The following is a 23,344-nucleotide window of genomic DNA, read 5'->3' on the forward strand; positions in this document are numbered from 1 at the left end:
CTATTCTTCCGGAGGCGTTTCAGGCTTTTGCTCGGATAGGGAGATGATTTCCGTTTCTTTGGCCCCGCCGTCGAGAAAGCCTTGAAGCATAATCTGCGCAGCGATGGCGTCTCGCAGTTCTTTTCGCTTTTTGTGTTTGAGGCCCGCTTCCCACATGGCCGAATCGGCGAAGGCGGTTGAGAATCGCTCGTCGGCGAACATCACCGGCAGACCGGTCACTTCGCCGAGCCATTTGCCGTAGGCCCGGCTTTCCTTCGCCTTCACTCCTTCTCGCCCGTCTGTATGGACCGGCAGACCCATCACGATGGCGGCGATTTGTTCTTTCGCCACCAGATCCTTGAAGAAATTGCCGTCGGCCTGCGGGTTCTTGCGGACCCGGATGTCGTGCGGGGCGGCGATCATCCGGCCTTCGTCGCAAATCGCCAAGCCGACGCGAACGGTGCCGAAATCGACGCCAAGCAACTTCGTTCGCGGACGTGTCGGCATCACAGATATCTCTCCAAGCCCGGCGTCTTTTTCAGTTTCTCGACGATCTCTTTTACCGTTGCCTCGTCCCGCCGGTCGGCGATCAGGGTCGCGTTGCCATCTTGAATAATAAGCAAGTTGCTCACGCCTATGGTGGCGATCAGGTGTTCCGCATCGGAGACAATCACACACGCGGAAGTGTTGATCCCCGTGTGTAATCCCCTCACGGTGTTTCCGTGCTTGTCCTGCGGGTTGCGGCGTTCGAGGGCCAGCCAGCTTCCTACATCGTCCCATTGATAGGGAGCTTGCAACACCAACACCTTTTTCGCGTTTTCCATCACGGCGAAGTCGATGCTGATTTTCTCCACATGAGAGTATTCTTCGGCAAAGACGGCTTGTTGATTGGGTGTGCCCCAAGCGTCGGCAATGCGAGAAACTGATTCAAAAATACCCGGTTTGAGTCGCTTCAATTCGGCGAGGATCGTTTTAACCTTCCAGACGAAGATGCCGCTGTTCCAGTAATACTCGCCGCTGGCGATGTATTGCTCGGCCACCTCGGCGCTTGGCTTCTCGCGGAATTTCAACACTTCAAACGAGTTGACTCCCTGCCGTTGGGCAATGTGCGTGCCCCGTTGAATGTAACCGTAACCAATGGCCGGATAGGCGGGCGGGATGCCGAAGGTTAACAGGGCCTCTGGGTTTTCATCCACCAGTTGCTCGGCCGCTTTCAAGGCCCGGTGGAATTCCCCCACCGGTTCGATGGCGTGATCGGCGGGCATCACGACCATCGTGGCGTTCGGGTCTTCGCGGGCGATCAGGGCCGCCCCCAAGCCGATGCACGCGGCGGTGTCCCGGCCCGTCGGTTCCCCGACGATGCGGTTTGCGGCCACGGCGGGGAGTTGCTCGATGGCTTGATCCCGGTGGGCTTTTGAAGTGATAACCCAAAAGCGTTCCGGGGGAACGAGGGCCTCGCTCCGGTCGAAGGTGGCTTGCAGGAGCGTGCGATCTCCCTCAAAGGAGAGAAATTGCTTCGGTCGGGCCGACCGGCTGCGGGGCCAGAACCGGGTTCCGCCGCCGCCGGCCATAATCATCGTGTGCAACATGCCTTACTCGAAAAAGGTGGCTTCGGTGATCGTCCGTCCGGGGTAAACGCGGGCCGCAAACTCGGCGGCATCCATCGCAAACCGCGGGGAAACTTCCAAGGGTACGTTCGCTTCCACACGAATGCCGGCCTTTTTGGCCCAGTCGGCCGTGAGATTGGTGAGGGCTTGCCGACAGGTCTCCGGGGAATCGACGCCCGTGGCGTTCTTGACTGGAGCGAATTCCACTTCGCGGGGTGATTCCACCACCAGCCAACGCTCGGCCATCGGCAAGGCGTCGAACACGAACATCTCAAACTTCAAGGCGTTTTCGGCGGAGGGTGTCACCATGTTGCCGGTAGTGTCCATGTGCGGGACTTTCTTCCGGGCATAGTGGAATGGCAGCCGGGTTTCCCCTTGGGTGATTTCCTTAAGGAAGCCCACGTCGAAGAGATGGATCGCCGGGCTGCCGGCCCGGTGCAACAACTTGCCGTCCGGGGCCGTCGCGTGAACCAGTTCATCCGGCATGTCCGAGTATTCGATGATGCCGCACTTCCCGGAGACGACGGCCAGCACGCCCATTTTTTCCTTCGGGTATGCCTTGTCGATGGCCCGCGACGAGACCTGCGATTTCACCCGGATGTGTTCGCCGAGGAAGGCCGGATCGGCCAACCGCACCAGCGGGTTGTCCACTTGGAAGTAGAAGATGTGTTTGATGCCTTGGGCGGCGAGTTTGTCCAGCAAGCCGCTTTCGGAGAGGGCCGTCAATGTCCCGCCGTGGCCGTTGGGGCTGCTGAAGACCGAGCCGGGCTTTTCCATCAGGAGCTTGCCGCCCTCAAGCGTGAGGGCGGGCATCGTCCCTTGTTGGAAGAAGTAAACCTGCGACGCCGGAAGCCCGAAGTAGTTCTTCTCTTGGAAAAAGCGTTCGGTCTCCTCGTGCGTGACCGGAGAGGTCATCACCAGCAGCGGGACGGGCTTGCCATATTTTCGACTGAGGGCGAAAACCTTGTCGGCATGAATCTCAAAGAGGGATTTGTCCGAGACCGGGCCAATTTTGAAAAGTCCCTTCGGCAGATCAAACCCCAATCGGGTTCCCTGTCCCCCGGCGACCAGCAAAACGGCCACCTCGCCGGCCGCGAGGGCGGCGTGGCCGAGATCGGTTGCTTCCTTTGATATCTCATCACCGGCGATCATCGGCACCGGTTGAATTTGTTCGGAAGGGGGCAGGGCCTGCGACTTGTCCCGATTGGCATATAGATGGGCCAATTGTTCAAAATCAATCCCGGTCAGGTGTTCGACCAGCGCGACCCGGTGAGTTATTTCCAACTGATCCCAACCATGCAGAACGTGTTCCTGCTGGTGTTTCCGCAGACGGTGCATCAAATCCGGAGGAACATCTTGCATGAGCCAGGCCCGTTATGGGGATGATTGAAGCCTTTCCCCATTTTAGAACTCGAACCGCAGACCGTCATACGCCATCTCAACCCCGCCGGGCAAACTGGCCGGAAGGGTTTCGTAGTCCAGTTCATGGGACATGTGGGTGAAGTATGCCTTTTCCGGGTTCAGCCGTTCGATGACTTCCAAGGCTTCGTTGAGACCCATGTGAGCCGGGTGGCCTTTGTAACGCAGACAATCAATCACCAGCGTTTGCACGCCTTCCAGCAGCGGCCAGCTTGTCTCGGGGATCTCGCTGACATCGGTGCAATAGGCCATGTCGCCAATTCGGAAGCCGAAGACGTTGAACGAACTGTGGATCAACGGTATCGGCGTGATGGTTTCCCCCAACACATCGAAGGGGGTTGGGTCGATTCGTTGAAAGTGCAGTTTGGGGAGAAAGCCGACCGGGGCATCTTCGTCCGTGAAGGCATACGAGAAGGTCTTTCGGATGACCTTTTCCACTTCTTCGGTGCAATACAGCGGCACGGACCCGCCGAGATGCTTGGCGACCAGTCGCAGGTCGTCGAGACCGTAGAGATGATCGACGTGGTAATGGGTGTACAAGACGGCGTGAACAACGCTGACCTTTTCACGAATCAGTTGCAGCCGAAGCTCTGGGCCGGTGTCGATGAGGATATTGCCGTTCGGAGTCCGGATCAGGGCCGAACTCCGGTAACGGTGGTTCTTGGGATTGTCAGACCGGCAGACCGGGCAATCGCACCCGATCATCGGCACGCCGACGGACGTTCCGGTTCCCAGAAAAGCGAAGATCCGATTCCCGCGACTCATCGAAATCCGTTTCCCGTTGAAACTCAAAAGGCATCAACCACAAAGGCACAAAGATCACGCAAAGGTTCACCAAGTGAAAACCATTCGTTTTGCCTTCTTTGTGAAACTTCGTGTGATCTTTGTGCCTTTGTGGTTAGTCTTCTCTTTTCTTTTTCCTCACACCGCCGGGGCGGGGAATTGCTGGCAAAGGCTGCGGACATCTTCCCGCACCTTGGCCAGCTTGCCCGCGTCGTCCGGCTTGGCCAGCACGTCGCCGATCCACCCGGCGATCGTGCGCATTTCGGTTTCCTTCATCCCCCGTGTGGTGAGGGCCGGGGTGCCGAACCGCACGCCGGAAGGGTCCATCGCCGCCCGTGTGTCATACGGGATCATGTTCTTGTTGACGGTGATGCCCGCCTCGCCCAACGCATGTTCGGCGATTTTCCCGGTGACACCCTTGGACCACACATCCACCAGCATCAGGTGGTTGTCCGTCCCGCCGGAAACGATGCGGAAGCCGATCTTCTGAAGTTCCTCGGCCAGCACCTTGGCGTTGGTGATGACTTGATCGATGTGCTTCGCGTATTCCGGCTGCGAGGCCTCCAAAAACGACACGGCCTTGGCGGCGATGACGTGCATCAGCGGCCCTCCCTGAATGCCGGGGAACACCGCCGAGTTGATTTTCGGCAGCCACGCCTCGCGGCACATGATGACCCCGCCTCGCGGACCGCGAAGGGTCTTGTGCGTGGTGGTGGTCACGAAGTCCGCATGCGGGATCGGGTCGGAATGCCGTTTGGCGGCGACCAATCCGGCGATGTGGGCCATGTCCACCATGAACAGAGCGCCGACTTCCTTGGCGATCTCCCCAAACTTCGCAAAGTCGATTTCGCGGGGATAAGCGCTGGCCCCGGCGAGGATCAGTTTCGGCTTGTGTTCGCGGGCGGCCTTGGCCACGGCATCATAATCAATGCGGTGGGTGTCCGGCGTCACGCCGTAACCGATCGGCTTGAAATACTTCCCGGAGAAGTTGATCTTCATCCCGTGGGTGAGGTGGCCGCCGTGGGCCAGATCCATCGCAAGGAAGGTGTCGCCCGGTTGCAGGGCGGCCAGAAACACCGCCATGTTCGCTTGCGCCCCGGAGTGGGGCTGGACGTTGGCTTTCTCGGCCCCGAACAACTTGCAAAGCCGGTCAATGGCCAGCTTTTCGACCACGTCGACGTTTTCGCAACCGCCGTAATAACGTTTGCCGGGATAACCCTCCGCGTATTTGTTCGTCAACACCGAACCTTGGGCGTGCATCACGGCCGGGCTGGTGTAGTTCTCGGAGGCGATCATCTCCAAACCATCCTGTTGGCGGGATTTTTCCGCCTGGATGGCCTGCCAGATGTCGGGATCAATTCGCTGCAAAACGTCCATTCGCGTGGTTCCGCGGGTAAGTGGTCAAAGATCGTGAGCCAAACTTACGGTACATCATAGCAAGCCGTAGAATGCGGGCATGGGCAACCCCGCGATTCGGCAATTTCACCGATGAAACAACCCCTTCCACGAATCGCCATCGTCGGCGGCGGCCTCGCCGGGCTGGCCGTCGCCTTCCGCATTGAGCAACTTCTGCCGATGGCCCATTTGACCATTTTGGAGAAGAAGCCTGCGCCGGGTGGGAACATCGCTTCCCCGTTGATTGACGGCTATCGTGTCGAAACGGGGCCGAACGGCTTTCTTGATGCGAAGCCCTCGACGATGAATCTGTGCCGGGAACTCGGAATCGCCGATGAACTGATTGCCGCCAGCGAAGGTTCGCGCAAGAACCGCTACCTGTGCATCGGCGGGAAACTTGTCGCCCTTCCCGGTTCGTTGGGGGCGTTTATCCGTTCGCCACTGTTGGGCTGGCGAGGGAAGTTCAATGTCCTGTGGGAAAAATACCGCCGGCCGAACCCGCCGGAGGAGGAGGAATCCATCGCGGATTTCGCCCGCCGCCGGGCCGGATCGGAAGTGGCCGATGTACTGGCCGATGCTTTTGTGACCGGCATCCATGCGGGCGATCCGAAACTTCTGAGCGTGGACGCCGCCTTTCCCCGGTTGAAGCAATTCGAGCGGGATTTCGGTAGTGTCAGCCGGGGATTTCGGAACGCCTCACGCCTTCGCCGGGCGGCCGCGAAGGCCGAGGGACGCGAACCGCAACCCGTGAAAATGTGGTCGTTTCGCAATGGATTGGGCCGGTTGATTGATCGTTTTGCAGAGGTGTTGAGCGATTCCCTGAAACTCAATTCCCCCGTTCACCGCGTTCGACAAATGCTCGACGGAACTTGGCAACTCTTGCTGGATGACGACCAAGTTCTATCGGCTGACGCCGTGGTAATGACCTCCCCGGCGCACGCGCAAGCGAAGCAACTTCGGGAATTGGATGCGACGCTGGCCGACGAACTTGCGGGCATCCCCCATAACAAGATCGCGGTTGTCGCCCTGGGCTACCGCCAGAAAGACGCCGGGAAGCATTCCTTGGACGGGTTCGGGTTTATCACCCCTCAATCCACCCGGCGGGATGTCTTGGGCGTTCAGTGGTGTTCGTCCATTTTTCCCGGCCGCGCACCCGAAGGCCATGTGCTGTGGCGGGCCTTGTGCGGAGGCTGGAACCGGCCGGATATCCTTGAGTGGGATGATGCCCGATTGACGGAGGCCGTGCATCGAGAATTGCAGCAAGTGATGGGTGTCGCTAATTTTCCGGCGTTTCGGCACATTATTCGCTGGGAAAATGCCATCCCGCAATATCATGTCGGGCATTTGGCGAGAGTCGCCCGGATCGACCGGGAAGCCGCCAAATGGCCCGGTCTGTTCTTGGGCGGAAACGCCTTCCGCGGGGTGGCGATCAACGACCAGACGGAAGACGCGGAGCGGATTGCCGCGGCCGTGGCCGGTTATATCGGCAACTCTTTCTCACCGTCCGGTATTTGCCCGCTTCCCTTCGGTGACGGGGCAGTGTAGCATTTGCCTAAACGACTCACTCTCCGGGAATGCAGTTCATGCTACGATCGGTCCTCAGCATCATTCTGGGCGGAGGGCAGGGGGCGCGCCTGTTTCCCCTCACTCAACTCCGGGCCAAGCCCGCCGTGCCTGTTGCCGGGAAATATCGGCTGATCGACATTCCCATCAGCAATTGCCTGAATTCCGGCATTAATCGCATTTATGTGATGACGCAGTTCCTCTCCGCGAGCCTGCATCGGCACATCGCCAACACTTATAAATTCGACCAGTTCTCCAAGGGATTCGTCGAGATCCTGGCTGCCCAGCAGACGATGGAAGGGTCGCAGTGGTATCAGGGGACGGCCGACGCCGTCCGGCAAAACGTGCGGCAAATTGAGGAAGATCCCTGCACGGATGTGCTGATTCTTTCCGGCGACCAACTTTACCGGATGGACTACAGCGAGCTTCAGGCGACCCACACGAAATCGGATGCCGACATCACGATTGCCATGCTCCCCGTGCCGGAAAGCCATGTGGCCGGGTTCGGGATCATGAAGGCCGACGATTCCGGCCGGATCACGTCGTTCATCGAAAAGCCGAAGGTGAGCTTGAAGGAACACGAACCGTTCCGCACAAACGCGGAGTGGATCGAGGCTCGCGGCATCAAGTGCGACGGGCGAAACTATCTCGCCAGCATGGGGATTTATCTCTTCAAGCGAGAAGTGTTGCTGAAACTCCTCCAAGACCCGCAGGACACGGACTTCGGCCGGGATATCTTCCAGAAGCACTACAAGCAACTCAAAGTACAGGCTCATTTGTTTGATGGTTATTGGGAGGATTTGGGGACGATCCGGTCTTACCTCCAGTCGTCGCTCGACCTGGCCCGCGAGAATCCGAAGTTCGAGTTCTACCACCCGTCGGGACCGATTTACACCCGGATGCGGTTCTTGCCCGCCGCCCGGATTTGCGGGGCGACGATCAACGAAAGCCTCATTAGTGATGGCTGCGTGGTGAAAGCCGGCACCAAGTTGAACCACTGTTCGCTCGGGGTTCGCAGCCGGATCGGTCAGAAATGCGAGATCATTCAGTCCGTCATCATCGGGGCCGACCGTTACGAATCGGATGAGGAACGAGAGTCGAATGCCAGGAAAAGCATCCCGAACTTCAATGTCGGGGATAACTGTCACATTGAACGGGCGATCCTCGACAAAGATTGCCGCGTCGGCAACAACGTGACCATCGACTACCACGGCAAGGAACCGAACGTGGACGGTGATTGTTACTACATCCGCGACGGCATTGTGGTGATTCCCAAGGGAATGATCGTGCCGGACGGCACGGTGATTTGAAGAAACGCGGCGAGTGTCGAGGTATCGGCCCGACACTCGCACCTCTTTTCACAGTTTCACCACATCCCCATCGGCTTTCCACCAATCTCCATCTGTGGCCGGTCCAACATCCATTGATGCCCCGCATTTGGGGCATTCCTGAACCGTTCCCCGCAGGGCGGCGGAGAATGTTGAAATCTGGCCGCATTCCTCGCAGCGGGCTTCGACCAGATGGACGGCGGCTTCCTCGCGGGCTTCCAGCTTTTTGTCCCGTTGCTGCTCATATTCACGCAGAATCTCGGCGGCGGTTTCCGCCATTTCATCATCGACCCACATTCGTGACGAGTGATAGGGGGCCGCACTGACGCCCATCCATTCCCCATCCGGGGTGACGTCTTCGGTGATTTCGGCGTTGATTCCCGCCTCGGACAGCAAATCCTTCAGCAGTTGCGCTTCTTGGGGGGACGAAGCCGCGTAGACTTCGACCGGATTGGCGATGGCCATGAGAGTGTCTCCGTCTTGATTAATGACCCCCGGTTCCGCAAACGAACGAAACCCGCAAGGGGTACTCGCGGGTTATATTGTCGCATATGGCATGCCAAGGTGGAAATCAGAAAAGGCTGGCAACGAGACTCATTCGGAAGAGGATTCGGAGTCTTCATTCTCTCCGTTCGCCATCCACCAATCTCCCTCCTCGACGGGACCAACATCCATCGAAGCCTCGCACTTCGGGCATTTTTGCACTGATCCCTTTTGAATTGCCGGGAACAGGGAGGTTGCCCCGCATTCTTCGCAATGCCCTTCAACCGGAGCGGCGTCCGCTGGAATATCTTTTCCCAACTCTGAACGCTCAAATCGTTTTTTCTCGTAGTCAGCCAGAATTGCGGTCGCCGCCTCGGCTTGGGGGCGGTCCACCCAGACTTTCGGCGTGTGGATGTTGTTGGCCGTCCCGCCCATCCACAGGCCAGCCAAGGACAAATCCTGCGTGATGTCTGATTCAATTCCAGCTTCGATCAACAGGTGTTTGAGAAGGATCGCTTCTTGATTGGTTGATGCCGAATAAACGACGACCGGGTTGGCGAGGGGCATGAGGCTTTTCCGTTTGAGTTGATGAACCGGGCGTCCGCAAACGAACGGAACCCGCGAGGATCGCTCGCGGGTTCCATTATCACACACTTTCAAATTGATGCAATCACTTGGCGCCGAGCGTCGCCACCGAGGCCGACATGCCTTCCACCGGCTTCGGCTTGCCTTCGCCGAACACCAGCAGCAGCGGGGCCGCGATGTAAATCGAGGAGTATGTTCCCACGATCACCCCGACCACCATCACGAAGGCGAACAGGTGAACCCCTTCGCCGCCGAAGGCATACAGCACGATCACCACGAGGAAGGTGGTCAAGGAGGCCAGCACGGTCCGGCTCAGGGTTTGGTTCACGCTGTCATTAATCATTTGCTCGTTCAGGGCCGGGTTCTTGCCACGCACTTCCTTGATCCGGTCAAACACCACGATCGTGTCGTTCACCGAGTAACCCACCAGCGTGAGCAGAGCGGCCACGGCCGGAAGGTCAATCTTGAAGTCTTGCAACCCGAAGATTTTCCCAATGAACGTGTCGTGCAGATAGTAACACGCGGCGATGGCCCCGAGGGTGAAGCAGAGGTCATGGATCAGGCAGATCAGGGCGGCCGCCCCGAATGTCCAGTTCCCGAAGCGGAACCAGAGGTACATCAGGATGGCGATCCAACTGGCGACGATGGCATACAACGCCCGAGACCGGGTTTCCGAGGCCAGCGTGCCGTCGAAGGTTTCAAGCCGTTCGGCCTGTGGCTTCACGGAAAATTCCTTCGCCGCGTTGTTGACGATCAAATCTAGTTTGGCGGGATCTTTCACCAATTGGGCGATCCCGTCATTGGCTTCCTTGAAGACTTCCAGCCGCATCTTTTCGTAACGGCCGTCTTTCTCCTCGCCCGCTTCGGTGATTTCAAACACGTCGGAGGCGACGTATTCGGACGAGAGATTCTTCTGGAACTGCTTTTCGATCAGCGTCTTCACATAGCTCTTGGAAACCGGCTTGTTGAACGTCAGAATCCAGTCGTTGCCCTGCTTCGTCGGCGTGCAGTTCGTTTCCAACAACAACGACTTCCCTGCCGGATTGGTGAACAGCCGGTTGATGGAAGCCTGCACCAGTTCCGATTCACGTTCGGTCGAGCGGACGTTGAAAATCCGGCTGGAGTCCCCCTTGGATTCGGAGGTGAAAATCTGCTCCACCGACCAGTCGGGCAACACGGAGGCACGGGCCTTCACATTGGCCAATTGCGCTTCCGGCGTCGAACCGTCCGGTTCGTTGGCCAGGCTGACGGTGGTTGTGCCGCCATCCGCGTAATGGATTTCGTAAGTCTTGCGGGTGGAAGTTTCCTTCACCTCGGTCACGTTGAGTCGTTCTTTTTGGCGATCTTCGGAAAGAAGTTTCCGCAGTTCGCCAATTTCAAGCGGTTGGTCCAACTGACCGCTGAAGGCGGTCCCGCCGACGAAGTCCACGTTCAACCCGCGTTGTCCCCGCATGAAGAACAGGCCGACTCCGAGAACTGTGAGAATACCGGTGATGGTGAACATCAACTGGCGAATCTTCATGAAGTCGATGTTCGGCTTGCTGAACAGTTTCATCATCGACAACTGACGGGCTTTGCCGCTGGACTGCCAGATGTCAAAGATCAGCCGGGTCATGTACAGCGAGGTGAACAAGCTGATGACGAGGCCGACGGTCAGCGAGATGCCGAAGCCCTTCAATTGGTCGTTGCCGACCGCGTAGAGCACGATGGCGGTGAAGATGCTGGACAAGTGGGTGTCAATAATTGTCGGCAAGGCCCGGTCATAACCGTTCCGGAGGGCGGCCGTGAGGTTTAGCCCCCGGTCGCGTTCTTCGCGGACCCGCTCGTAGATCAGCACGTTGGCGTCCACGGCCATCCCGAGCATCAACACGATGCCCGCGAGACCGGGGAGGGTGAAGGTCGCGTTCACCAACAACATGAAGCCGATGGTCAGCAACAGGTTGGCCAGCAGGGCGATGGTCGCCACCACCCCGGCGAAGCGGTAATAGACCATCATGAAGACCAAGATGGCGGCAAAGGCAAAGCCCACGGCCCGCGTCCCGTTGCGGATGGTGTCCGCTCCGAGCGTCGGCCCGATGGTGTTTTCGCTTACCGGCTGCTTCTTCAACGTGGCCGGAAGGGCGCCCTGCCGAAGCAGCTTCACGATTTTTTGCACGTCATCCATCTTGAAGCTGCCCTGGATGATCCCGTTCGTCCGAATCGGCTGATTGAGCGTCGGGGCCGAGATCAACTTTTGGTCAAGGATGATGGCCAGTTTGCGAACGATGCCGTTGCCGCCGGAAGGGTCGGACGGCTTGTTCCGGGAGGTGACCTCGAAGAACTTGTCGCCGCCCCGACTGTTGAACGTGAAGCCCACGGCCGGGTTTTGCTTTTCGTCCTGTGTCACGTTGGCCGAGATGGTCACGTCGCCGCCGACGAGAACGCGGTCTTTTTCCGAGACTCGCGTCAGCACGAAGTAATCGAATTTCTTCTTTTCGCTCTCGGCTTTGTCCCGAAGGTTTTCAGACTTGCGGCTGTAGTAGACGGCGCCGGTCCGGCCCTTGTCGACCGGGGAGGTTTCAACGTATGCTTCGTTCCGGTTGCGGGCGGTTTCCAGGGTGGCGAAATAATCATGGCCCCGGCTGTTCTTCGTGGTGGCGGTGGAACTCAGGCCGAGATCGTATCGTTCGTTCTTGGCGAGTTCGACCCATTCGTAACGGACGGGCACATCCATCACCAACAATTGGGCGTCACCCGTGCGGTTTGGAAACGGCGGGGGAGCCCCGGTTTCGGCGGCCTTCTTCAAGGCATCCGCGTTCTTGGAATCGGCCAGGAATTTCTTGACGTCGTCGATGGCATCCTTGTCGTCGTCCACGTTGGCGACGATGCGGAACTCCAGGCTGCCGACATCGTTGATGCGGCGCTTGATGTCATCAACTTCGTTCTGGCCCTGTGTCGACCGGCCGTCCTTGGTGGGCGCGCCGAACGGCATGATGATTTCGACGCGGGTCTGGCCAAGCGGCCGGACGATCACGTTGAGCAAGTCCTTGTCGTCGATCCGGCGCTTGATGGCGTCCGCAAGGGCCGAGTCCACGATGGCGCGGTCGCCGGGGTGGTCGTCGATGCCGCGGTTTTGCTTGGAGAGGGTTTGGTCCACCTCATAGACGAGAATCGTCCCGCCGGAGAGGTCGATCCCCCGCCGGAAGCCGGATAATCCCGTGGGGTCCTTGGTGTACGCCCAGGCCACCAAGCCCGTCGCCAGAAGGGTCGGGATCAGACAGATGATGATCCGCGACAGGAAAGCTCGTTGCATCGTTCCACCCGGAGCCAGCCCCCCGGCGTCCCGGCCGAAGGGAAAATGTTCAAGACACGAACCCGCCGATCAACTCGTTTTGACTTCGCCCGTCGTGGTGTCACCGGAGGTGATCTTCACCACGGAACTTTTCAACACCCGAATGCGGGAATTCGTGGTGTCGTCCACCTTGAGGGTGATTTCATCCTCATTTTCCTTGATCGCCACAATGACCCCGATGATCCCGCCGGAGGTCACCACCTTGTCGTTCTTCTTCATCGCCGAAAGAGCGTTTTGGAGTTCTCGCTTTTGCTTCGTTGATGCCCTCATGAACATCAAAAACATCAATCCGGCCAAGACACTCGCCGCAATGCCAAACCATGAGGGTGCTCCCCCCTGGGCGGGGTCGCCTCCTTGGGCCAAAATCGCATAACTTGCGTCGAAAATCACGTGCGGGTCCATTCGGTCGCCAAAGTAAAGATGCTTATACTAGGTTGGCCGCTTCCAACGGGCAAGACAGTCCCGATGGAAGGCCGCAAAGGTTCTGTTTTCGATGGCCGACCGGGCGCTGGCCATCAACCGAAGGTAGTAAGCCAGGTTGTGCAACGAAAGCAGCGTCGGCCCGAGCATTTCCTTCGAGTGGAACAAATGGTGCAGGTACGCTCGCGAAAAATGCACACAGGTGTAACAGGGACAATCGGACTCCAGCGGCCGGGAATCTCGCCGGTGGCATGAATTCCGCATCCTCAAGGTGCCTTCGCCGGTGAAGGCAAAGGAGTTGCGGCCGTTTCGTGTGGGCATCACACAGTCAAACATGTCGATCCCGGCGGCCACCCCGGCGAGCAGATCTTCCGGCCGGCCGACGCCCATCAGATAACGCGGTTTGTGTTCGGGAAGCAATGCGGCACATGGAGGCAACAGGGCGTGCATCACCTCCGGGCCCTCGCCGACGCTGAAACCCCCGAGGGCGTAACCGGGGAAATCCATGTCCGTCAAAGGTTTGGCGCATTCGGCCCGCAGATTCACATGAACCCCGCCTTGGACAATGGCGAACAAGACCTGATCCGGCCGGGTATGGGCATTGCGGCAACGCTCGGCCCACATCAAGGTTCGGTTGATCGCCCGGCGAATGTGTTTTTCATCCGCATCAGCCGGGGGGCATTCGTCCAACACCATTGCGATGTCGGAGCCGAGGTTTTCCTGAATCTTAACGGCTTTTTCCGGGGTGAGTTCCAGCAATCGGCCGTCGATGTGGGACCGGAATTTGACGCCGTCGTCGGTGATTTTGCGGATCTCGGCGAGGCTGAAGACCTGAAATCCGCCGGAGTCCGTCAGAATCGGGCCATCCCAAGCCATGAACTTGTGCAGGCCGCCAAGTTCGGCCACCAACTCGTCGCCCGGTCTCAGGGCTAGGTGGTACGTGTTGCCGAGGATGATTTGCGCGTTGATTCCCTTGAGTTGCTCCGGCGTGATTCCCTTGACGGTCCCCTGTGTGCCGACCGGCATGAAGATCGGCGTCTCGATGAGACCATGCGGGGTGGTGATTGTCCCCCGCCGGGCGAGATCGTCCGTTGATTGGAGTCGAAAAGAAAACATAAAGCCCTTCGGGCGTTGGCTGTGAGCAATGAGCCGTGTGCTTTGAGTAAAACCAAGAAGGTTTTTCTGGCTCAAAGCACACGGCCCATCGCTCGCAGCCAACGCCCGAAGGGCTTTATGAAACTCAGGGGTCAGTCGCCCCGCAGTTTCAGACCCATGATGGTCAGCTTCTCGCGGACTTCGTTAAGCGAGGTCACGCCGAAGTTCTTGGCTTCCATCAGTTCATCGCCCGTTCGGGAAAGGAGTTCCCCGATGGTGGTGATGTTCAGCCGGTTCATGCACTTGCGGGCACGGACGGACAGATTCAACTCGGACACCGGCCGGCTGACGGCGGCGGCCTGTTCCGGCGGCAGATTCACGGTCGGGGAGTAACGCGGTTCGTATCGGGCTCCCTGCTCGATCGACTGGCCGATCCGCAAGCCCTTGGCGTGCATGATGTTGCGAATTTCATCAAGCGACGTTTCGCCGAAGTTTTTGCTGCCCAACAGGCTGATCTCGTTGATGCGGGTCAGGTCGCCGAGGGTGCGAATGCCCATCTTCTTCAGGCAATTGCGACTGCGGACCGACAGTTCAAAGTCGGTGACCGGGACTTCCATGACCTGCCGGTTGGCCACGCTCACCTGGTCTTCGTCCGGGTTGTAGAACTGCGTGACGGACGCTTGGGCATCCTTCAAGAACAGCCTGGCCCGGTCGTCGTTCGCGTCGGCCTTGAGAAGCCGGCCGTAGCAATCGGCGGCCTTGTCAAACCGTTCGTTGTCCTCGTAGAGGATTCCGAGATTGTTCAACACGCCCTTGTTGACCGGCGGGTACTTGAGGCAGCGCTCGTAATACGAGATCGCCTCCTCGTCATTCCCGGCCAGATCATTCATGTAGCCGAGTTGAAACAGCGATCCGGTGTGGCCGGGATCGAGTTCGATGGCTTTTTCGTAGGCGAGGATCGACTTGGAGCGGTCTCCGTCCGCGTCGGCCACCCCGGCGACTTGGAAATGAAACTCCGCGCTATATTTGCTGAGTTCTTCCAACTTGCTGAGCAGGGCCTTCGCCTGCGAGATTTCCCCGCGGCTGCGATGAATCCCGGCCCGTTGAAGTTGCACTTGGGCCACCGAATACCCGGCCTTTTCGGCCTTGTCGAAGGCCTTGGTGGCTTCGTCGTATTGGCGGGAGTTCACCAGCGCGCGACCCAGATAAAAGAACCCGAGCGGCATGTCCACCTGCTTGAGGTGTTCGATGGCCTGGTTCATGTAACCCAGAAAGTAGTTAACGACGCCCAGCTTGAGCTGGAGCTTCTTCGCCAGGGCGGGAGGCGCGCTTTCCAGCCGCTTCTTCAACTGGTCGTTCACATCCTTGAGGTTTTTGAATTGGGCGCCGCCTTGCGTCAACCCTTCGCGCAACCGCTGAATGGTCCCGGCATCACAATCTTCCCGTTCGACCAACAGGGCTTTCAGATCAATGACCTGATCCACGATGCTACCTCGCCGATTTGTTGATTCTCACCATATGGCAACCTGAATTGGACATGATATGACAATGATCTGTCGGTTGGCAAGATAACCTGCCCCGCCCCCGCGTCCTCGCCGGTTCATCCCGCAAGGTCGTTTGGGAAATTCGGGAATCCTTTGTTGAATGAAATTTCGGTGCGATCATGGCAAAAAATGTGCTTGGCACTCCACTCAAAAATTGTTCCACCAACCCCATGACCGGGTTTTACCGCACTGGCTGTTGCGACACCGGGGCCGGGGACGACGGAGTTCATGTGGTTTGCGTCATCGTCACTGCCGAGTTCCTGGCGTTTAGCCGCTCGCGCGGGAACGATCTCAGCACCCCCGTTCCGCATTATGGATTTCCGGGATTGCGACCGGGAAATCAATGGTGTTTGTGCGCGTCGCGGTGGCAGGAAGCTTTTGAAGCCGACATGGCTCCGCAAGTCGTGCTGGAGGCGACCCATATGTCGGCCCTGGAGTTTGTCTCGCTTGAGGATTTGAAGAAGTATGCCGTCCCCGTGTGATCGGTGCGGGGGCTTTCGTAAAACAATCACCAATCATTGTCGCCGGGAGAACCGATGAACATTCGCGGAATCGTGCTGGCCGGGGGCAAGGGCACCCGTCTCGGCGAATTAACGAAAGTCACCAACAAGCACTTGCTCCCCGTGGGGGATGTGCCGATGGTGTATCACCCGCTGAAAAAGATCATCGGCGGGGGCATCCGGGACATTCTGTTGGTGTCCGGCACCGAACACATGGGTGATTTCGTCGAACTGCTCGGTTCCGGCAAGGACCACGGTTGCGCGCTCACCTACCGTGTGCAGGACGAGGCGGGCGGCATCGCCCAAGCCCTCGGTCTCGCGGAGACGTTCTCGGCCAATCACCGGAGTTTGGTGATCCTCGGGGACAATATCTTCAAGGCCCCGGTCACCCAAATTCTTCAAGACGCCAACAAACACCCCGACTGGGCTTGGGTCGGCCTCAAACAGGTTCCCGACCCCGGCCGATACGGCGTCGCCGAGTTGAAGGGTTCGCAGGTTCTCAGCATTGAGGAAAAGCCGAAGAACCCGAAGAGCGATTTCGCCGTGATCGGCGTCTACATTTATCCCGCCGATGTCTTTCAAGTAATCAAAACCCTGAAACCCAGCGGTCGCGGGGAACTCGAAATCACGGATGTGAACTCGTACTACCTGAAACAAGGCCGCCTCGGCTCCACCGTCATTGATGGTTATTGGACCGACGCCGGAACCTTGGATTCGCTGCAATTCTCCAATCAACTCGTCCGACAAGACCCGCCGGTGTTTTGATCCGAACCCCAAAGACGATCATTTCACGCGAGCCGGATGGCTCGCGTGTTCGTTTTCGTCGGGTAATTCATTTCGATCAGCCCAAGTCAGTCGAGAGGGTCGCCTGTCGGCGCCGATAAAGCCCGTAGGCTCCGAGCAACACCAAGGCCGTGGCCGCCGAGACGAAACTGGCCGGTTCCGGTGTGGAAACGGTGGGGCCGCCGGTGGGGGATGGCGGTTCCGGTTCGCCGACGCCGCCGGCGGTCGGCGGGACGAAGGGATCAGGGGGAACCGCCGTCGTCGTGACGGTGGGTGGTGGCGGGAAATAGGCCGAGGCGATGGCCGGCGCTAGCAGGGCCAGCCCGCAAGCCGCTGTCCCGATTTTGAGTCCTGTGCGGAACATAGTGATTCCTCCTGAATTGCCCGGTCTGTGCCGTCTGTGCATCCTTGCTGGTCGCGGCAGATTAACCATCGGCATCTTCTTCGCCATCTTTGCGGTCAAGGACCGGCGAATTTGAAGTTTCACTCAAGTCTTAATGAGTAACGCGCTGGCTGGATCGGCTGTGCATGTTCCGCCGGTCACAACGCCCCCCCGAACAACTTCCATGACCGGAACGTTATCCCCGAGTGACTGTTTTCCCTCAAGTGACCGAAAAGAATGATGTTGGAAACGGAGAGTGCCGTTGTCGCCCGGCGGCGATGGTTCGCAAGGAGTGTGCCTCATGAAACGGACTTTGTTCGGCTTGGGTGGTTCCCTCGCCTTCATCGCGATGCCCGCCTTCGCGCAGGATTCCGTTCCGGCGGCTTCTCTCGGCCGACCGGCGGCTTCATTGGGGCGGCCGGTTGCGGATTACGCTCCGGGGATCACCTCTCCTTCTTTGGATGTGCGGCCGGTGGCCGCCATCGACTTCGTTCCCAAGGCCATGCCCAAGGGCACGGTGAACGAAACAACCCCCATCCTGCCGATGCCGGGGGGAACCGGGCCGATGGTTCCCATGCCGGGATCAATCGGTTCCTCGACGCCGATGCCGGTGGTCACTTCCCCGTCCATGCCTGGCCCGGCTTTCGTGACGCCCGGCACACCCATTCCCATGAACGGGCCAATTCCCGGCGTGCCGGTCATGGTTCAACCTCCGGGGGGTGGAATGCCCGGCCCGGAGATGGGAATGCCCGGCCCGGTGATCGCCAGCCCCATGCCCGGCGGTTGCGACAGCCCTTATGGCTGCGGCATTCCGGGCTTGGCGGGCGTCGGCGGGATGCCCGTCCCCATGAGCCGTTGGTACACCAGCGGAGAGTATCTCTTATGGTGGATGAAGGGATATATCGCCCCGCCGCTGGCGACCGTCGGCCCGGTGGCGAGCGAGGGAATCCTCGGCCGACCCGGCGTGACGACCATCTATCCGACGGACCGGATCACCAATAATCCCATTTCGGGTTTCCGAATGGGGCTTGGCTATTGGTTCAGTCCGAAGTGGGCCATTGAGTCGAATTTCTTCTTCCTCCGTGATTCGGGAAGCACGTTCTCGGCCAGCTCGAACCAATACCCCAATTCGATTCTGGCCCGGCCGTTCTTCAGCCTGAACCAGAACGCGGAATTCGTGGAGCAGATCGGCAACCCCGGCATTTACGCCGGTTACATTAATGTTCTCCATCGATCAACCTTGTGGGGCCTTGACCTCAACCTGCGAAAGCATCTTTACCAATCCTGCACGTCTTCCTTCGACTTGCTGGGTGGTTTCCGGATGGTTGACTTGGGCGAAGAACTGACGATTCAGGAATCGGCGACCGGCCTCGCCGGGGCGCCCCGGCAGTTCATCGGTCAAAGCCGATTGTTGACGGACTCGTTCAAGACGAAGAACCAGTTCTATGGCGGTCAGATTGGCGCCGTGTTTAACCAGCAGTGGGGCCGATGGTCTCTCAACACCCAAGCCAAGATCGCCCTCGGGGGATCGGTGATGACCTCCAGCGTCTCCGGGGGCATCGCGGGCGGAGTTTCGCCGCCTCCAAATCAACCGGGCGGATTGCTGGCGCTGAACTCCAACATTGGATCGGTGACAGCCACGAAACTGGCGTATGTGCCGGAAGTGAACCTCAACCTTGGGTACGACATTACCCAACACACCAAGATCTTTGTGGGATACTCATTCCTGTACTGGTCATCGGTGGCGCGACCCGGCGCCCAGATTGACCGGAGTTTGAACGAGTACAGCATTCCGGACTTCACGATCGGCCGCAGCCCGCCGCAAACCACGGACCCGCGACCGCTGAATGTCGTCCAACGCGAATCGTTCTGGGCGCAGGGGTTCAACGTTGGATTGCAATTCCGCTGGTAATCGAAGCGAACAAGAAAGAGAGAACCCCGGCTTTCATCAGGAAGCCGGGGTTCTCTCTTTTGTTTTAACGTCCTGAGAACATCACCGATCCGGCGCCGATCAGGAGTTCCAGTTCTTCGAGAGGCACTTCGGCGGGGTTTACCCGGTAATCATCCCCCAGCCGGAATTGAGCCGTGCGGCCTTGTCCGTCCTTCACCACCATGAAGACATTGCAAGTGCCGGTTTTGCGTTTCAGGATGGTGCCGATGCGGTCCACGGTGTCCGGACCATGCTGACCAAGGGTGACGTTGAGGATCATTGCCTTGGTCAATTCCTTCCTCGCTTGTTCAAGCGTCATCAACTTTCGCAGGATAGTTGACTTGTTGCCGCTCTTTTGATCATCCTCGACCACGGCCTCGAACAGATAAATCTTGTCATCCACAAACTCGGTGGGATACCGGCCGAAATCGTCCGGCCACATCACGCAGTCCAGTTGTTTGGTGAAATCCTCGATCTTGCAACGAACATAACGATTTCCCTTTTTGGTGGTCATGAACCGCGTTTGCGAAATCATGCCGCCGAAGCGAACTTGCGAGCCGTCTTTCGCCTCACTCACCATCTGACAGGTATGGGTGGCGAAGCGTTTGAGCGCCATCTCAAACTCCGCGAGCGGGTGGCTGGAGAAGTAAAAGTCGAGGGCTTCCTTCTCAAACTTGAGTTGGTCCGTGTTGGACCAACGCGGAATGTTTGGCAATGGCGGATTTGTTTTGGCCGCCGGCTCCCCGGTTTCGTCATCGCCTCCCATCATGTCGAAGATGCTTCGCTGCCCGCGGCGACGATCTTCTTGCATGTTTTCGGCTGATTGCAAGGCCCCGCCTAGCGCGGACAGCAATTGCGCCCGGTGGGCAAATGGTTGGGCAAAGCCGTCCATCGCCCCCCCTTTGATGAGGCGTTCGATGGCGGACCGGGAAACGGTCTTGGTGTCCACCCGTTCGCTGAACTCGAACAAGTCCTTGAATGGGCCGCCTTCGGTTCTCGCCCGCATGATCTCCTCGGCCGCCCCGCGGCCGAGACCCTTGATGGCCACCAACCCGAAGATGATCTGGCCGTCCTTCACCGTGAAATTTGGCTCCCCCCGGTTCACATCCGGCGGGTTGACGGGGACGCCGAACCTCCGGGCGTCCGCGATGTGGTCCACCATGATGTCGCGTTTGTTACCGTCATCCACTTCGCTGGAAAGCAACGCGGCCATGAACTCGGCGGTGTAGTGCCGTTTCAGGTAGGCCGTGTGGTAGCTCATGTAGGCGTAGGCCGCCGAGTGGGACTTGTTGAAGCCGTACCCGCCGAACTTCACGATCATGCCGAAGATTTCATCGGCCTTTTCCCGCGACATCCCCTGCTTTTCGGCCCCGTTGATGAAGTCCACCCGCCGGGCGTTGATGATGTCTTCTTTCTTCTTGCTAATGGCTTTGATACAGGCATAGGCGCTGGACAACTCCAACCCCCCCATGCGGTTGAGAATCCGCATCACCTGTTCTTGGTACACCATCACGCCGTAGGTTTCGGAAAGCAATTCCTCGACAATCGGGTGGGGGTAAACCGGCTTCTTGCGGCCGTGTTTGCAGTCGATGTATTCATCCACCATCCCCCCTTCGAGCGGGCCGGGGCGGTACAGGGCGGTGCAGGCGATAATGTCCCGGATGTTGTCCGGCTTCAGGCGTTTCAGGAGTTCCCGAATCCCCTCGGACTCAAACTGGAACACCCCCTTGGCGTCCCCTTTTTGCAGGAGTTTGTACGTTTCCAAATCGTCCATCGGGATGCGTTCGAGGTCGATGGCCACGCCCCGCGTCTTCTTAATCATCTGCAGCGAGTTATCCACCAGCGTGAGCGTGCGGAGACCCAAGAAGTCCATCTTGAGCAGGCCGATTTTCTCGATGTCCCCCATCACCCACTGCGTGGTGAGGGCCTGCCGGGTTTCGCCGCTTTCGTCTTTGCGCTTGATGATTTGCACGGGCACATAGTCGGTGATCGGCCCGTTGGCGATCACCACCCCGGCGGCGTGTGTCCCGGTGTTGCGGTTGGTGCCTTCCAGTTTCAACGCAATGTCGATCCACTCGCGGACAAGCGGATCGTTTTCATATTCTCGCCGGAACTCTGGCGAAGCGGCGAGAGTTTCCTCGATGGATGTGCCCGGCTTGGGGGACACCCATTTGGTCATGTAGTTGACGCGCTCCAGCGGGATATCCAGCACCCGGCCGACGTCCTTGATCGCGGCCTTCGCGGCCATCGTGCCGAAGGTGCAAATCTGGGCGACGCTCTTTTCGCCGTATTTTTGCTTCACATAATCGATCACCATTTCCCGGCGTTCCTGACAAAAGTCGATGTCGATATCAGGGGCTTCGCTCCGGTTCGGGTCGAGGAATCGCTCGAACAGCAAGTCATACATCAGCGGATCGACGTGGCTCATGTACAGCACATAGGCAACGACCGCCCCGCAACCGGAACCACGAGCGCTACAGGGGATGCCCTGTTCGCGGGCGAACCGCACAAAGTCCCACACGATCAAAAAGTAACTGGCGAAGCCCATCCGGCAAATGATGCCCAACTCGTGGTCGAGCCGGGCTTGGACCTCGGGCCGCATCCGGCCTTCGTAGCGCTCCCGCATTCCCTGTTCGCAGAGTTCCCGGAGATAGTCCTCGGGTTTTTTGTTCTCGGGGGGGACGAACACCGGGAAGTAACGTTTCTTGAAGTCGATGTCGATATTGACGCCATCGGCGATTTCCTGGCTCCGGGCCACGGCGTCCGCGAATTTCGGGAACGCGGCATACATGTCCTCGGGCGTGCGGACGTAGTAGGGGCTTTTGATCTTCCCCTCGGGGTAGTTCCGCTTGCCCGGTTCCCGTTTCCGGCTGGTGTTGATGCAGAACAGCACATCGTGGGCGTCGCCATCAGCCTGCACGAGATAGTGGGCGTCGGCCGTCGCCACCAGCGGAATGCCGACCTTCTGGGAGATCCGCACGGCCTCGACGGTGCATTGGTCCTGCAAGTCCAGCCCGTTATTTTGAATCTCGATGTAAAAGTCTTTCTTGAAGACCTTCTCAAACCACTCGGCGAGTTCTTTCGCCTTCTTGGTTTCATTCCGCAGGATCAAGTCGTTGAATTCCCCGGCGAGGCAACCGCTCAAGCAAATTAACCCTTCGCTATGGGCTTCGAGCAATTCACGGTCGATCCGGGGGTGGTAATAGAAGCCCTCCAGCCAGGCGATGGAGGAGAGTTTGATAAGGTTCTTGAAGCCGGTATAGTTCTTGGCGAGCAGCGTGAGATGGGAGTAAGCATCCCCTTGCCGGAGCGCTTTCTTGTCATGTCGGCTGCCGGGGGCCATGTAGGCTTCGTACCCGATGATCGGGTTAAGGCCCGCCCCTTTGCATTCCCGGTAAAACTCGACGGCTCCGAAGAGATTCCCGTGATCGGTGATCGCGATCGCGTTCATCCCCTGTTTTTTGGTCTGCTGGACAAGTTCTGGAATGCGATTGGCCCCGTCGAGGAGGCTGTAATGCGTGTGGCAGTGCAGGTGGACAAATGAACGGCTCATGCGGCTCTCAAGATGGGCTGACAATCAATAATTGTAACCGGATACCTGAGAGCTTCCGAGGGGTAAAGAGGAGCTTGGCGAGGTGAAAATGGTCGATTCGTGAGGCAAATCTGAAACTGGTTTGCAGCAGAATTCCGCAAGGTGTGGCGGGTTAAAAGTCAAATTGTTGCAGAAGTTGCATTTTTGAACCCGTCACCCCACCGGTAGGACGCCGCTTTAAAGATCAGTGCAAGGATAATCGGCCGGACTTCAGCCCGTCGGGGAACTGTTGGACCACCGGGAGTCGCGGTACCCTCGCTGGCGCGTTTTGAAGTTGCGCTTTTTGCTGAGGAGAGTGGGCCGGGATAGAAAAACGAGACTCCCCCGGCCGGATCGGTTGGGCCGTGAGGCCGGGTGATCACCAACCGGAAGGAGTCTCGGTCATGATTGTGCAAGAAGGACTCCCCGGAATCAAACAGTTTCTTCGTCCGGCCGGCCTGAGTCCCCGGGCGCTCGGCCTGGTGATTCGTTGCGTGGCGGCGTTTTGTTTGCATTGGGGGCGCATGAGCGCCTCGCAAGCCTCGGGGTCGGTGGCCTCGGAGCCGCGTCATCGCGCCCAGATCAGCCGGTTTCTCGGCCGCAAGGGCCTTCGCCAACGGCCGCCGCTGGCTCTGGTGCGGGACCG

The 23,344-nt window shown here is 58.7% G+C and carries 19 protein-coding genes; 6 read left to right on the top strand and 13 right to left on the bottom strand.

Annotated elements, in window-relative coordinates:
- The 5 genes from ruvX to glyA all read right to left on the bottom strand — a co-directional run bounded on the left by ruvX (position 1) and on the right by glyA (position 5,165).
- Positions 1–486, bottom strand: coding sequence for a Holliday junction resolvase RuvX (ruvX, locus tag BGIM_RS0102795; RefSeq protein WP_020468274.1), 486 nt, complete (start codon positions 484–486; stop codon positions 1–3).
- Complete coding sequence (locus tag BGIM_RS0102800) at positions 486–1,568, bottom strand: mannose-1-phosphate guanylyltransferase (RefSeq protein ID WP_020468275.1); 1,083 nt, start codon at positions 1,566–1,568, stop codon at positions 486–488. Before BGIM_RS0102800 ends, ruvX begins: the two co-directional genes overlap by 1 nt.
- Positions 1,569–1,571: 3 nt before the next feature.
- Positions 1,572–2,948, bottom strand: coding sequence for a UTP--glucose-1-phosphate uridylyltransferase (locus BGIM_RS0102805; RefSeq protein ID WP_020468276.1), 1,377 nt, complete (start codon positions 2,946–2,948; stop codon positions 1,572–1,574).
- Positions 2,949–2,990: 42 nt separating this feature from the next.
- A complete protein-coding gene (locus tag BGIM_RS0102810; RefSeq protein WP_020468277.1) occupies positions 2,991–3,770 on the bottom strand; it encodes an MBL fold metallo-hydrolase in 780 nt (259 codons plus the stop codon).
- A 156-nt stretch (positions 3,771–3,926) separates the two neighbouring features.
- A complete protein-coding gene (gene glyA / locus BGIM_RS0102815; RefSeq protein ID WP_020468278.1) occupies positions 3,927–5,165 on the bottom strand; it encodes a serine hydroxymethyltransferase in 1,239 nt (412 codons plus the stop codon).
- Between the two features lie 111 nt (positions 5,166–5,276).
- Here glyA and hemG point away from each other — a divergent pair, with 111 nt between their 5' ends.
- Together hemG and BGIM_RS0102825 are read left to right on the top strand one after the other, a co-directional pair.
- Positions 5,277–6,728 carry a protoporphyrinogen oxidase gene (hemG, locus tag BGIM_RS48415; protein WP_020468279.1) on the top strand — a complete coding sequence of 484 codons (1,452 nt, stop codon included), beginning with the start codon at positions 5,277–5,279 and terminating at the stop codon, positions 6,726–6,728.
- 38 nt (positions 6,729–6,766) lie between these two features.
- Positions 6,767–8,056 carry a glucose-1-phosphate adenylyltransferase gene (locus tag BGIM_RS0102825; protein ID WP_020468280.1) on the top strand — a complete coding sequence of 430 codons (1,290 nt, stop codon included), beginning with the start codon at positions 6,767–6,769 and terminating at the stop codon, positions 8,054–8,056.
- A 48-nt stretch (positions 8,057–8,104) separates the two neighbouring features.
- Here BGIM_RS0102825 and BGIM_RS0102830 read toward each other — a convergent pair whose 3' ends face one another.
- The 6 genes from BGIM_RS0102830 to BGIM_RS0102855 form a co-directional block, all read right to left on the bottom strand.
- The gene (locus BGIM_RS0102830; RefSeq protein ID WP_020468281.1) at positions 8,105–8,539 is read right to left on the bottom strand and encodes a putative signal transducing protein; all 435 of its coding nucleotides are present in this window, start codon (positions 8,537–8,539) and stop codon (positions 8,105–8,107) included.
- A gap of 129 nt (positions 8,540–8,668) precedes the next feature.
- Entirely contained in the window at positions 8,669–9,124 is a 456-nt protein-coding gene (locus BGIM_RS48420) for a DUF2007 domain-containing protein (RefSeq protein WP_020468282.1), read from the bottom strand.
- 103 nt (positions 9,125–9,227) lie between these two features.
- Positions 9,228–12,434, bottom strand: a complete 3,207-nt coding sequence (locus tag BGIM_RS64630; protein ID WP_020468283.1) for a protein translocase subunit SecDF — start codon at positions 12,432–12,434, stop codon at positions 9,228–9,230.
- A gap of 69 nt (positions 12,435–12,503) precedes the next feature.
- The gene (yajC, locus tag BGIM_RS48425) at positions 12,504–12,875 is read right to left on the bottom strand and encodes a preprotein translocase subunit YajC (RefSeq protein WP_020468284.1); all 372 of its coding nucleotides are present in this window, start codon (positions 12,873–12,875) and stop codon (positions 12,504–12,506) included.
- Positions 12,876–12,902: 27 nt separating this feature from the next.
- A complete protein-coding gene (tgt, locus tag BGIM_RS0102850; protein ID WP_020468285.1) occupies positions 12,903–14,009 on the bottom strand; it encodes a tRNA guanosine(34) transglycosylase Tgt in 1,107 nt (368 codons plus the stop codon).
- A gap of 131 nt (positions 14,010–14,140) precedes the next feature.
- A complete protein-coding gene (locus BGIM_RS0102855; protein WP_020468286.1) occupies positions 14,141–15,472 on the bottom strand; it encodes a DNA-directed RNA polymerase subunit alpha C-terminal domain-containing protein in 1,332 nt (443 codons plus the stop codon).
- A 179-nt stretch (positions 15,473–15,651) separates the two neighbouring features.
- Between BGIM_RS0102855 and BGIM_RS0102860 the strand changes: the two genes are divergently transcribed.
- Positions 15,652–16,014 (top strand): DUF2237 family protein, encoded by a 363-nt coding sequence (locus tag BGIM_RS0102860; protein ID WP_020468287.1) that lies wholly within the window; start codon positions 15,652–15,654, stop codon positions 16,012–16,014.
- 54 nt (positions 16,015–16,068) lie between these two features.
- The gene (locus BGIM_RS0102865) at positions 16,069–16,797 is read left to right on the top strand and encodes a sugar phosphate nucleotidyltransferase (RefSeq protein WP_020468288.1); all 729 of its coding nucleotides are present in this window, start codon (positions 16,069–16,071) and stop codon (positions 16,795–16,797) included.
- A gap of 76 nt (positions 16,798–16,873) precedes the next feature.
- Here the strand turns inward: BGIM_RS0102865 and BGIM_RS0102870 are convergent, their stop codons facing one another.
- Complete coding sequence (locus tag BGIM_RS0102870) at positions 16,874–17,179, bottom strand: hypothetical protein (RefSeq protein WP_020468289.1); 306 nt, start codon at positions 17,177–17,179, stop codon at positions 16,874–16,876.
- 319 nt (positions 17,180–17,498) lie between these two features.
- Between BGIM_RS0102870 and BGIM_RS0102875 the strand changes: the two genes are divergently transcribed.
- A complete protein-coding gene (locus BGIM_RS0102875; RefSeq protein WP_029629690.1) occupies positions 17,499–19,109 on the top strand; it encodes a BBP7 family outer membrane beta-barrel protein in 1,611 nt (536 codons plus the stop codon).
- 64 nt (positions 19,110–19,173) lie between these two features.
- Here BGIM_RS0102875 and dnaE read toward each other — a convergent pair whose 3' ends face one another.
- The gene (gene dnaE / locus BGIM_RS0102880; protein WP_020468291.1) at positions 19,174–22,680 is read right to left on the bottom strand and encodes a DNA polymerase III subunit alpha; all 3,507 of its coding nucleotides are present in this window, start codon (positions 22,678–22,680) and stop codon (positions 19,174–19,176) included.
- A gap of 422 nt (positions 22,681–23,102) precedes the next feature.
- Here dnaE and BGIM_RS64635 point away from each other — a divergent pair.
- Positions 23,103–23,344: hypothetical protein (locus tag BGIM_RS64635; RefSeq protein WP_040887562.1), on the top strand; the 242-nt coding region annotated here is incomplete at its 3' end.

The sequence above is a fragment of the Zavarzinella formosa DSM 19928 genome, from assembly GCF_000255705.1.
Taxonomy (GTDB): domain Bacteria; phylum Planctomycetota; class Planctomycetia; order Gemmatales; family Gemmataceae; genus Zavarzinella; species Zavarzinella formosa.